Genomic DNA, 11729 nt, shown 5'->3' with positions numbered 1-11729 from the left:
TCCTGTATTTGAATACAGAAGATTCTATCAAAAAAGATAACCTTAGGATAGTTTTTCATTGCCGAAACTGGTAATTATTATACCAACCTTTTTGGTTATCTTTATTTTACTATTAACATGTATCAGCATAAAAGGACGAAAACCGTATCCGACAATGAACACAGCTTTTTACTCTGTTACTAAATGGGGATTGCCTAAGTTGGAATGCTCGCAAGAGCTATGGGTGCAGGCCCTGAAAATCCAATATGGCAACGGAGCCGCCGTAGTAGTCCGAGCGTGTTAATGGCACGCACATGGCGAAGGGCGGCAGTTCATTCGATTCAATGCAAAAGAAAGGAAGGTGCGTGAGGCACTATGAGAAATCCAGAAAATGTATTGAACAGTCTGCAAGAGCATTCAGCTCAATCCGGCTATGTCTATGACAGATTGTACCGCAATCTGTTCAACCGGGAATTTTTCTTACAGGCGTATCAAAATATCTATGCCAGTCAGGGAAACATGACCGCAGGCACAGACGGGAAAACCATTGACGCAATGAGCCTTGAAAGAGTTGACAGGCTTATTGCAGCCCTGAAAGACGAATCTTACCAGCCCAAGCCGTCCAGACGGACATATATTCCCAAAAAGAATGGAAAACTCCGTCCTCTGGGCATCCCGTCCATTGACGACAAGCTGGTACAGGAAGTTGTCCGTATGCTGTTGGAATCCATCTATGAAAACAGCTTTGAGGACACCTCCCACGGCTTTCGACCCAATAAAAGCTGTCACACAGCCTTGAGAATGATTCAAAATCGCTTTACACGGTGCAAATGGTTTGTGGAGGGAGACATTAAAGGCTTCTTTGACAATATCGACCATAATGTCATGATTGGCATCCTCCGCAAGAGAATCAAAGATGAACGCTTCCTGCGCCTTATCCGTAAATTTCTTAATGCGGGATATATGGAAGATAACCAAGTGCATCAAAGCTACAGCGGCACGCCACAGGGCGGCATCATTAGTCCTATTCTCGCCAATATCTATCTCGACCAGTTCGACAAATATATGGCAGAGTTTAAGAAACGGTTTGACCGTGGGAACAAGCGAGCCGTCAATGTGGAATACCGCAAGCTGAGCGATAAGAGAATCCGACTCAAAAGAAAGCTGGCAAAGGCAAAAACTGAGGAAGAAAAGCAGTCCTTACTGGAAAGCATCTGGGAACTGGACAAGGTTCACAAGTCCATCCCCTGTAAAGACCCTATGGACGAAAACTTCCGCAGACTGCAATATGTCCGCTACGCTGATGACTTTCTTATCGGTATCATCGGAGCCAAAGAGGATGCACAGGCTGTGAAACAGGAAATCGGCACATATATCGCCGGACAGTTGAAATTGGAACTGTCGGACGAAAAGACGCTGGTAACCAAAGCGACAGACCGGGCAAAATTCTTAGGATTTGAAATCAGGGTTACACCGCAGAGCAATCACACCAAGAAAACCAAAAGTGGTTCTACGGCCAGAAATTACAGCGGCCATGTCATGCTGGAAGTCCCAACTTCCGCCATTCAGAAGAAGCTGCTGGAACTGGGAGCCATGAGAATCGATGTTCGCAATGGAACAGAGATTTGGCAGCCCACCCATCGCGGAAAACTTGTCGGGCGAACGGACCTGAGTATTCTTGACCAGTACAACGGCGAGATACGAGGATTCTGTAACTATTATGCGATTGCAAACAATCGCTCCAAGCTACACAAGTTCCGCTATATCATGGAGTACAGCTTTTACAAAACTCTGGCCTGTAAATACCGCACAACAAAGCGCAAAATCATTGTTCAGTATCGTATCGGCAAAGACATCGGTGTGAAATTTCAGGACAAACATGGCAAGGAGCGTATTCGACTACTGTGGCAAGGCAGTCTTGCCAGAGACCCCTATCCTCTGGGAAAAGAAGCGGATATTATCCATAAGCCAAAAGGCATTCTGAAGAAGCCCAGTCTTGGCGCACGATTGAAAGCAAATCGGTGTGAATGGTGTGGAAAAGAAACTTCAGTGTTGGTGATGCACCAGGTAAGAACGCTGAAAGAGCTGGATGAAAGTCAACCGTGGGCAGCTTTTATGAAAAAGATTAACCGGAAAACACTGGTAGTCTGTGAAAGCTGTCACACTAAAATACACAGTGCAGACTGTGAATGAATGGAGAGCCGGATACAGCGAGAGTTGTAAGTCCGGTTCGGGGGCGAGTGTCCGGAAACCTACCGCAGCAATGCGGCAAGGCGCTGGGTACTTAGCCTACTCAACGCGGTTAGCTTCGTTGACTACAAAAAGTACCATTCCAACAAGCAAAGCTATCACTTTATCCGGCGCACCAGCGACAGGATATGTAAAGAGCATGGGCTATCCGTCGTCGTACCGGGACAGGACAAGGGAAAAAGCTATGCAGAATACACCGCCGAAAAGCAAGGGACAAGCTACAAAGCAAAGCTGAAAACGGCGATAGATACTCTCATTCCCCAAGTGAAAGATTTTGACGAACTGCTGCGCCGCTTGCAGGAAATGGGGTATGAAATCAAACAGGGCAAATACATTTCCTTTCGCGCTGCCGGACAGGAACGGTTTACCCGCACAAAGACGCTCGGCGCGGCCTATACGGAAGAAGCGATAAAGGAGCGTATCAAGGGCGTGTATGTTGCCAAAACAAAAACGCTGCGGGAAGATAAGAAAATCCGGCTTGTCGTCGATCTTGAAAACAGTATCAAAGCCCAACAGTCGGCGGGCTATGAACGGTGGGCAAAAATCCATAATCTGAAACAGGCTGCTAAAAGCATGAACTTCCTAACCGAAAACAAGATTGAGTATTATAGCGAACTTGAAAGCAAGATAGCCGATATTATGACCGCTCATGACGCGGCGGCAAAGGCGGTTAAGGAAGTGGAACAGCGTATGTCTGATTTGTCGCTGCTTATCAAGCACACCACCACATACCGACAGTTAAAACCGATTTACGATGAATACCGAAAATCGCCGGACAAGGAAAAGTATCTGCGGGGGCATGAAAGCGAAATTATCCTGTTTGAAGCTGCGGCAAGGGCATTAAAGGAAATGCAGATAAAGAAGCTGCCCGATCTCGCCGCGCTGCGCAAGGAGTATAGAAGCTTAAACGACAGGAAAACCAAATTGTATGAAGATTATCGGCAAGCCAAGAAGCAAATGCAGGAATACGGCGTTGTCAAAAAGAACGTCGATAGTATTCTTTACCCGTCCCAAAGCAGGGCGCGGGAGCAGGAGCGATAAGGCGCAAAACATGGGGTGGCAAGTGGAATGTTAAGGGCTGAAAACGCCTGTGTTTCTGCGGCTTCCAGCGCATGAAAACGACATAGACGATAAAGTATATTCAAACCCGCAAAAACGGCTTTCTAATTGTCCACGCAAGGACAAAAAAAGAACAGGGGCGCGGTGCCGGAAATCGGCAACCGCGCCCCTGTTCTCTATGGGCTATTCCTCGTCGGTCAAGATAAACTCCCTTTCGGAAAACTCGCTGTCCGTCATGGCTTGCAGCTTGTTCACCGCTGCGGCGGCAAGCTGGCGCATATCCTCGTCCATGTAGGGCATGGCGGCAAGGATATTTTCAAGCGTTGTTTCCCGGCTGTCCTCGGCGTAGATCGCAACAATGTTTTCTTCCTCAATGGTAAAGCGGGTATTCATGCTATCAAACCTCCAAATCCTTTTTATGCTCTTTCTGTTTATCTTTCGGCTGCTGCGCCGCCTGTTTCTTGTATTCGTCCAGCTTCTTCAAAATGGACGGTTTTTTCTGCGGCTGTTCCCGTTTCTCGGCTTTTACCGCTTTTGCAAGGTCGGTAACGGAAATCGCTTCCCCCGCCTTTGCCCGCTGCTCAAAATCTGCAACGGTGGGCGTTTGCGGCGTATTGTTGATAAGCCCGTCAAAATTGTTGTCGTTCTGCTCTATGGTGTCCTCGACGTGCTTTAAGGGATTATCCCGCTGCGGCTGCTCGGCGGCTATGGCATAAGCCTGTGTGCCATTCCCCATAATGAGATACTTCCCGTCCTCCGACGCATGGTGAAAACCAAATCCCGCCGCTTCGATCTGTTCACGGCTCATATCGGTAATATGAAAATTGCCCCTCGGCGTTCTAACGGTTTCACCCGTCAAAAGGCTGTCGGGGGTCGCTTCCGGCTGCTGCTTTTCAAGCTGCCCGTCCTTGTAGGAATATCCTTGCGCCGCGATTGCTTCAAGGGTCTTGCCCGTAACGTCGCCATAAATCCGCTTGTCTGCGTCAACCAGCATTTGCAAAGTGTCTTGTACGGTGTCGGACAAGGCTTGCTGCTGTTCGGGCGGCAGCTTGTCAAATACGGGGGTCTGCTGCTCCTGCAAAAACTCCGGCACTTGCTGAAAACCGATACTGTCTACATAGTGGGCGGTGTCCTCGTCGTTCTGATGAAGCACAACAATGTCGGAAACGGAAAGGCTATGCCCCTTAAAGTCGGCGGGGTGGTCGATATTAAACCTTTCCCAAATGTCGCCCAGCGTCATATCCTTTGTAAGCGGTGCAGTATAGACGAGTTCATAATTTACCCGGTCAATGGTAAGTCCAGCCGCTTGCAGACGGTCATAAGGCTCAAAGCGCAAGTCCCTTGTTTCGTCCCCGCGCTTTAACTGATAAATGGAAAAGGTATCGCCCTGCTCCTGCTCGGCTTGCCGCTGCTGCTGCAACTCGGTAAAATGCCCCTCAATCTCGGTAATGAGTTCCTTTGCGGTGGTCTGTATTGTTTCAAGGGACGCTTTTAACTCGGTCATTTCCTTGCCGCTGCTCCAACCAGCCACATAGCCGAAAGAGTAATCGGAAGTATCAAGGCCGAAATGCTGGCAAACCGTATAAGCGACGCTTTCCGCTTCTACCTCGCAGGTATGGCGGTCAACGCGGTTTTGCTGCTCCGGCGGGGCGTTTAAGTCTACGTCGTGCAGCTTCGCATGGGCGATTTCGTGAATGGCGGTCTTTACCGCCTGTAATTCACTCACGCCCTCTTTGATTGCAATACGCTTGTCGGTCAAACTGAAATACCCATTTGCGCCGTTTGTGATCTGCTCAAATGCAATCGGGACGGGGGACGCTTTTTCAAGGGCGGCGAAAAAATCCTCGTACTGCTCCACATCGGCAAGCAGCGGTTTAACGGAAAGGTCGGGAAACTCCTTGCCCTCGGTCTGCGAAATATCAAAGACGGTTATAACCTTAAAGGCGGGGACGGTGATTTCCTTTTCTTCCTTTACCACTTTTCCCTCGCGGTCAAGCATGGGCTTTCTCGTTTCGGGGTCGATTTTATCAACCAGCTTTTTCACCTTGTAGGGCGCGGGGGCAAAGATTTTAATGCCTTTCTCGCCTTTCTTTACATGGCGGTCAAACTCCTTTTCCCATTGACGGAAGCCCATTACCAAATTGCCGCCCTGCATAGCAATTAGGATAGTGTTATTCAAACTATAATCATGGAACTTTGACATAGCGGTTAGAAACTCTTTGTAGCGGTCGCTGTCAAAAATCGCCTGTACGCCCTGTTCCAAACGCGCGGTGATCTCCTTTACCTTTTCGGCGGGCTTTTCGGAAGTAAGGATAATGGGGACGACGGGGCGGGGCTGCTGCGGCTCTGCGGCCTGTGCGTCTGCTTGCTGCGTTTCGGCTGCGTCCATATAGGCTTTGTCCTGTTCGCCGCGCTCCGGCTGCGGGTAACTCATAATGCGGTATTCTTCCGGCACTTCGCGCCCCTCAAACTGCCGTTCCCACTCGTCGCCGCTTTCCACGATATAGCCGTACTCGGTAAACGCGCCTTTTTCCTGCGCGGCAGCGTTCCTGCCAAAAGTAGAAAGGTCAATGCCGCCTTTCCATTCTTCGGGCATTTGTACCATGCCGGATTGATTTAAGTAATAGTCGCCCAAATCGTGGTAGTTATGTACTTCGGGGATATGGACGTAAAAATCCACGTTGTAGGTGAAGTCAATTACCTGTCCAATATTTGCAAGCCCGTTTTTCTGCTGCAAAGCTGCGTTCAGCTTGCCAACCTCGGCGGGGTCAAGCTGTTCGAGCCGCGCCGCAAGAAAATTGAGTTCGTCCACGTCGGCGGCGCATACCATTTCATAAGGCAAGGCAATATGTTTCTCCGGGTCGTCGGAATAGCCGCGAATGGAAAAATCCTGCGGGTTGTCGGCGGTAATGCCGACGTTCCGCATAGCTTCGTGCAACTGCTCCTTTGTGGCGGGCATATCCAACCAATAGCCGCCGGGGTCGCCCGCGTCAAAGCGGCTGCGGTTGCCTATCATAATAGAAAACTGTTCGCTCATGTGTTCACGCTCCTTTTCCTGCCCGGTATTTTCGGGGATAGCTGCCGCCTGTTGCTGCTGCGGGGGTTCTTCGCCCTCTATGGTGTAGTCCGGCATGAGCATACCGTTTACTTTGAAATAGTCGGCGTACTCCTGCGGGATAGGCGGGGAGATTTCCGTAAACAAGCGGTCATACGCTTTGATACGCCCATTCAGATACTTTTCCATAGCTGCCTTGTCGGTGAAAACCTTTCTATCTTGTCCGGCAATCTTCGCTTGGGTTCTGCTTGGGCTGTTGGTGCGCACGCTCCATGTAAGCGTCCATGAATACGGGATAGATTTCTGCGCTTCTTTGTCGTAGCGGGTATTCTCGTAAATGTAGTAATTCATCTGATATACCCGGTTGCTGCGAATATGGCGGTTATGCTCGGTGGTCTGCCACTCGTTAGCGGTGTGCTGGACGTGCGGCGTTCTCACATATTCAAGTGTTTTATCCAGCAAAAGCGTTCTTCCCGCCTGTTCTTCCCATGCGGCGGCGCGTTCTTTAAGGTCGTCAAAAATCGCCTGTTCTGCCGCCGCGCTTTCGCTGCGCATGGAAAGTAGCTGCGCAATCGGCAAGGAAGCATAAGGGGCAATCTCCCTGTCCTTTGCTTCAAAATATATCCGGCGTTCTATCCGCATGGTGTTGATTAGCAGATTATTTGAACAAAAAAATAAAGGAATTAGTCAAATAAAATTAATAAATATAATAAAACAGTTAAAATAATTTGAGAAAATAATATGCAAATTATCTTAACTGTTTTATTATTATATTTAAGGAGATCGACATACAAAAAAAGAAAGGGTCATCGGATTGCCGTCCTACCTTCCTTTTTCCCAAAAACATATGTATGTCTTGTACATGACTATGATAACATTTAAAACACTTTCTTTCAATAATTATTCCCAGGATTTTTATGACAAAGATATAAAATCATTAGATCTAAATAAAGTTAAATGTACCTGCGGTTCTACCGGTCATTTTCATCGTCATGCCTGCTATCAGCGTTATTTGACTATTGATGCCAATCATACCCTCTTAATTTCTATAATCAGGATCAAATGCGACAGCTGTGGTTGTACACATGCTCTTCTTCCAAGTATCATCATACCTTATCGGATATTATCAAATCCATCGATAATCAGAATAATCAAGTCTTATCGCAACATCACAGATTCATGTACCGTTATTTCAAAGATAACTGGTTTTTCCAGAGAAACAGTAAATAAAATTATCAGGTTTTATATTCGATTTCATCAGGAAAGGCTCAATTCATTTTTGAGTGTTTTTACAGTGGCAGATTTTTATGACTTTGATTTTATATTGAATTACTTTTATGAATATCATGCCATGTTTATGCAACGTATTTCAGTTAATAATATGACAATTTATCCATAAACTTATTTTCCCATAACTGTTACTTTGAATATTTCTTCTAACTGTTATACGGTTAAGTCAGGAGGTGTATTATTAATGAATAACAGTAAAAAAGATGATCTGGATACTAAGATTGCACTTTTTAGATATGAACTGATCATACCGGTTCTTAACAGAACATATCCGGACCGTTCAGCGTTGCAGTATTTTAAGAGGATTGCGTCTGCTCCATTGAAATATCCTGATGGTACATCAAAAGAGTATTCGTTTCAAACGATACGATACTGGTACGATACATATCAAAAAGAAGGATTTAGTGGACTGATGCCAAAAACACGTAATGACAAAGGCCGTTCAAGGAAACTAAATAAAACTTTGAAAAACAAAATTATAGAAATGAAACAAACAAATCCAAGGATGACGGCCACTTCAATTTATTTGAAGCTCATTGAAGATGGGAATATATTGAAGAAGGATATTTCATTATCGACCATAACAAGATTTATTGCATCAAAACCGGAATTCAATCACATACCGGTCGAAGATATGAGAGCATTTGAAATGGAACATACCAACGATATGTGGCAGCTGGATACGACCTACTGTTCATATATCAAAGACAGCAGAGGTCATAAATTAAGAACATATCTTATTATGATCATCGATGATCATTCCCGAATGATCGTTGGATATGGATTTTTTCTTGAAGACAATGCTGTCAATGTCCAGACAGTACTGAAACGGGCAATATCTAAATATGGGGTTCCAAAAAGACTATATGCCGATAATGGAAAACCTTATAAAAATGAACAGTTGCCGATCATTTGTGCTCAGCTGCAGATTCAGATCATTCATGCTCAGGTATACCACGGCAATAGCAAGGGCAAGATCGAGCGCAGCTTCAAATCAGTCAAGGAACAATGGATGTACAATACAGACTTTGATCAGTTTAAAAATACAGAAGATATAGATTCAGCTTTTGCCCTCTATGTCAATAAGAAAAATAATTCACCACATGCTTCACTGAATGGAAATACTCCGGTAAATGTATTTATGGATGATGAATCATCGATCAGGAGGGTCGAACCAGAAAGACTTGAAAAAATATTCTATCATACTGCAACCAGAAAAGTTGCCAATGATGCAACGATCAGACTCAATACAAAAGTTTTCGAAACAAAGCAGGAATACATAGGCAGCAGGATAACCATCAAATATAAACCTGATCTCAGTGAGGTTTATATATTTGATGATGACAGCTATATCAAGATATCTGAAGTAAAGAAAGTAGACAATTCAAAAATAAAAAGAAAGCGACCACTGTTTTCAAAGGAGGATGACCAATGAAAGATTTTAAGATCTATTACGGCCTTGAATTCAATCCATTTGAAAAAGGGCAGCCCGATATACCAGTAGAAACCAGTGATTACCGGGAAGCAATGGGAAGACTCAATTATCTGAAGGATGTCAGAGGAATAGGATTATTTACTGGCCGAAGCGGAACAGGTAAATCGTTTATCATGAAAAAATTCAGTGAAACACTGAATCCTGGTCTGTATAAAGTAATATATATGCCAATGTCGACTCTGAGCACGATTGAATTCTATCGTGAACTGAGCAATCAGCTGGGACTGGAAATATATCATAAAAAAATAGATAATTTCAGAAATATCCAGGCCCATATAAAAAAGATGGTCGATGAAAAAAGAATAGTGCCGGTCATAATATTAGATGAAGCACAATTTTTGAAAACCGATATCCTGAATGATCTGATAATGCTTTTAAATTTTAATTTTGATTCAAGCAGCTATGTAATTCTGATCCTTACAGGAACACCAGTATTAAATCATACGATCAATAGAGCAGTTCATGAAGCACTCAAGCAGAGGATCGTGATCCAGTATGAAACAACCGGGATGAATGAAAAAGATATTGAAACTTATATCAGTATAAAATTAAAAAAAGCAGGAAGAAATGAACCGCTGGTCATGCCAGAAGCTTTAACAGCACTGTTAAATGCATGTCAGGGTTCATCAAGAAAACTGAACAATCTGATGACCCACTGTCTGATAGTTGGTGCAGCAGCAAACAGGATGATAATTGATAATGATACAGTAATGGAGGCAGCAGATGAAATTGGATAAAAAAGAACTGATATATGAGTGCAGCTATAAAAATATGAGGTGGGACTGCAGGATAAAAGATATCGAACATACAAAGCAGATAACCGGGTTTACAGTAAGTGGAAAAGGGAGCCTTTATCATGTGTATCTGATTGAATTCAACCAAACAAGATGGCTGGATATTCCAGAAATAGGAATATCCAGTGAACTGAGCCATCCTGATGATATCTTCTGGAACAGTGAAAAACTGGCAGAACATACTAACAGTATAATCGATGGACTAACTATAGCCAATGGGCTGAAGATCATCAATACCCTAATTTAAAGGAGAAAAGTTGAATGAATATAGAAGATTTTATTAAACTGGCCGAATATATAAAAGAAAATTATGTTCCTAAAGAAGGCAGTAGCGATAAATGTTTTGAAGATTATCTATATGCAATATTAAAAGATATCCAAATAAATCTTGATGAAATAGCCAGAAGTATAAAAAAGATATCTGGTGATGATAAAGATCCTACATCAATACTGGGTATTGATGTAGAGGTATAGTAAAAAACAGTCTGATTGATATTATTAAAAATATTAATCAGGCTGTTTTAATAATATTTATAATAAAATAATTTAAATATAATAGTTAAAATAATTTGACTATCATAATTAATTTATAAAAATCTTCTTCAAAAATAACTAATTTAATTTGAAAATAATTAGCTAATATAATTCGCTAATCAACACGCATGGTTTCGGCGGCTTCTAATTTGTCATGGTCGTATGAGGAATACGGCATATTCTTTCATCACGTCCTTTCTCGGTCATATAAGGGTTTGGGACTATCCCAACAAGCAAAATGCCCGCGCTCTCTATGGGAAGCGCGGGCATTTCTCGCAAACGGGTACTCGTTTGCTGTGCTTGCTATGTAGTTGTTTTTATCCGTAAACGCCTGTTTCTCTCGCTTTGGGCTTTCTGTCTGCGGCGTATCTTTGCCGCGCAATCGGGGCAGTATTTCGCCCGGTTGCTGCCCGCCGCAAACGTGCTGCCGCATACCGCGCAACGCTTCAAATCGGTTTCCCCGCTGCGGGTGATCTGTTCGCAAAGCTGCCTGTCGGCGGGTAATACCGCTTCGCGGAAATAGCGGCATAGCAGCGAATAGCTGATACTCTGCACACAAACGCAAGTTTCCCCGTCGTCCAGCAGCAGACAATTCCCGCAATCGTTGTTTGCACAAGCGGCGCGGGTCATTTTCTTTACGGCGCGGTATTGCTTTTCATCAAGCCTTATCATTTTCGGTTCTGCTCGACGCGGAAGTTTACATACTTGCCGCCTGTGTCGGCAAGCAGCACAACTCCGTCAAAGGTCTTTCCCGTCTTGGTCGAGTACATACCTTTGATTTTTACCTTTCCGTCTTTCAAAAGGGCGGCGGCAATCGCCTTTGTGAAAGCCTTTTTGCGCTGCTCAAAAAAGCGGTCATTCTTCCACATCACAAAGCTGCAAGCCCTGTCGGAGCAGTAAAAGTTTTTCTTGCCCTCGTAAACCGCCGCGCCGCAACGGGGGCAAGTGCCGATTGCTTCCCGCTGCGGGGTAAACAGCTTCGCTTTATCCTCGGAAATCGCGGAATAGGTCTTGACAAGCCCCGCTGTCATTTCCTCAATCCCGCGCATGAAGTCGGCGGGGCTGTCGCTGCCCTTTGCAATCCCGGTAAGGCGCGTTTCCCATTCTGCCGTAAGCTGCGGGGACGTAAGGCTGTCGGGCAGAATAGCGACAAGGTATAAATGTCAATATAATTTTGTACAAAAATGATCATTTATGATGTACAATTGTGTTCCTTCTCAATATAATCAAGAGCATTTTTAAGTATTAGGATTCCTCTTCATTTGGCTTCATT

At 44.7% G+C, this 11729-nt stretch carries 10 protein-coding genes and 1 pseudogene; 7 read left to right on the top strand and 4 right to left on the bottom strand.

The window, feature by feature from the left end; all coding sequences use genetic code 11:
- Positions 1–354 precede the first annotated feature (354 nt).
- Positions 355–2172 carry a group II intron reverse transcriptase/maturase gene (ltrA, locus tag B5E92_RS13800; RefSeq protein WP_002610947.1) on the top strand — a complete coding sequence of 606 codons (1818 nt, stop codon included), beginning with the start codon at positions 355–357 and terminating at the stop codon, positions 2170–2172.
- Positions 2173–2493: 321 nt separating this feature from the next.
- Entirely contained in the window at positions 2494–3270 is a 777-nt protein-coding gene (locus tag B5E92_RS13795) for a hypothetical protein (RefSeq protein ID WP_394337384.1), read from the top strand.
- A gap of 201 nt (positions 3271–3471) precedes the next feature.
- Here the strand turns inward: B5E92_RS13795 and B5E92_RS13790 are convergent, their stop codons facing one another.
- Positions 3472–3681: a transposon-transfer assisting family protein gene (locus B5E92_RS13790; protein WP_002584960.1), complete on the bottom strand. Its 210-nt coding sequence runs from the start codon at positions 3679–3681 to the stop codon at positions 3472–3474.
- A 4-nt stretch (positions 3682–3685) separates the two neighbouring features.
- On the bottom strand, positions 3686–6985 hold the full coding sequence (locus B5E92_RS13785) for a YodL domain-containing protein (RefSeq protein ID WP_087303165.1): 3300 nt from the start codon (positions 6983–6985) through the stop codon (positions 3686–3688).
- Between the two features lie 220 nt (positions 6986–7205).
- Between B5E92_RS13785 and B5E92_RS15400 the strand changes: the two genes are divergently transcribed.
- The 5 genes from B5E92_RS15400 (at position 7206) to B5E92_RS13765 (ending at position 10396) form a co-directional block, all read left to right on the top strand.
- Positions 7206–7742, top strand: coding sequence for a DUF6431 domain-containing protein (locus B5E92_RS15400; protein ID WP_143357595.1), 537 nt, complete (start codon positions 7206–7208; stop codon positions 7740–7742).
- 75 nt (positions 7743–7817) lie between these two features.
- Positions 7818–9068 carry a DDE-type integrase/transposase/recombinase gene (locus tag B5E92_RS13780; RefSeq protein WP_087303163.1) on the top strand — a complete coding sequence of 417 codons (1251 nt, stop codon included), beginning with the start codon at positions 7818–7820 and terminating at the stop codon, positions 9066–9068.
- Positions 9065–9865, top strand: coding sequence for an ExeA family protein (locus B5E92_RS13775; protein ID WP_087303161.1), 801 nt, complete (start codon positions 9065–9067; stop codon positions 9863–9865). The genes B5E92_RS13780 and B5E92_RS13775 overlap by 4 nt, the downstream gene beginning before the upstream one ends.
- Positions 9852–10169 (top strand): hypothetical protein, encoded by a 318-nt coding sequence (locus tag B5E92_RS13770; protein WP_087303159.1) that lies wholly within the window; start codon positions 9852–9854, stop codon positions 10167–10169. The genes B5E92_RS13775 and B5E92_RS13770 overlap by 14 nt, the downstream gene beginning before the upstream one ends.
- Before the next feature lie 14 nt (positions 10170–10183).
- Positions 10184–10396, top strand: coding sequence for a hypothetical protein (locus tag B5E92_RS13765; protein WP_087303157.1), 213 nt, complete (start codon positions 10184–10186; stop codon positions 10394–10396).
- A 363-nt stretch (positions 10397–10759) separates the two neighbouring features.
- On the opposite strand, the gene B5E92_RS13760 is transcribed toward B5E92_RS13765, so the two are convergent.
- A complete protein-coding gene (locus tag B5E92_RS13760; RefSeq protein ID WP_002584962.1) occupies positions 10760–11128 on the bottom strand; it encodes a cysteine-rich VLP domain-containing protein in 369 nt (122 codons plus the stop codon).
- Positions 11125–11610 (bottom strand): annotated as a pseudogene (locus B5E92_RS13755) (type IA DNA topoisomerase); the annotation flags it as partial. The pseudogene B5E92_RS13755 and the gene B5E92_RS13760, both read right to left, overlap by 4 nt.
- Positions 11611–11729 lie beyond the last annotated feature (119 nt).

Source organism: Erysipelatoclostridium sp. An15 (genome assembly GCF_002160675.1).
Taxonomy (GTDB): Bacteria; Bacillota_I; Bacilli_A; order Erysipelotrichales; family Coprobacillaceae; genus Thomasclavelia; species Thomasclavelia merdavium.
Note: the sequence above shows the minus strand (reverse complement) of the source record. Positions and strands in the feature narration are given on the sequence as shown.

Bases quoted from the DNA above. Each gene is read 5' to 3' on its own strand.
- B5E92_RS13790 (WP_002584960.1), bottom strand. From the start codon at position 3,681: ATGAATACCCGCTTTACCATTGAGGAAGAAAACATTGTTGCGATCTAC.
- B5E92_RS13760 (WP_002584962.1), bottom strand. From the start codon at position 11,128: ATGATAAGGCTTGATGAAAAGCAATACCGCGCCGTAAAGAAAATGACC.
- B5E92_RS13770 (WP_087303159.1), top strand. From the start codon at position 9,852: ATGAAATTGGATAAAAAAGAACTGATATATGAGTGCAGCTATAAAAAT.
- ltrA (WP_002610947.1), top strand. From the start codon at position 355: ATGAGAAATCCAGAAAATGTATTGAACAGTCTGCAAGAGCATTCAGCT.
- B5E92_RS13780 (WP_087303163.1), top strand. From the start codon at position 7,818: ATGAATAACAGTAAAAAAGATGATCTGGATACTAAGATTGCACTTTTT.
- B5E92_RS15400 (WP_143357595.1), top strand. From the start codon at position 7,206: ATGACTATGATAACATTTAAAACACTTTCTTTCAATAATTATTCCCAG.
- B5E92_RS13785 (WP_087303165.1), bottom strand. From the start codon at position 6,985: ATGCGGATAGAACGCCGGATATATTTTGAAGCAAAGGACAGGGAGATT.
- B5E92_RS13775 (WP_087303161.1), top strand. From the start codon at position 9,065: ATGAAAGATTTTAAGATCTATTACGGCCTTGAATTCAATCCATTTGAA.
- B5E92_RS13765 (WP_087303157.1), top strand. From the start codon at position 10,184: ATGAATATAGAAGATTTTATTAAACTGGCCGAATATATAAAAGAAAAT.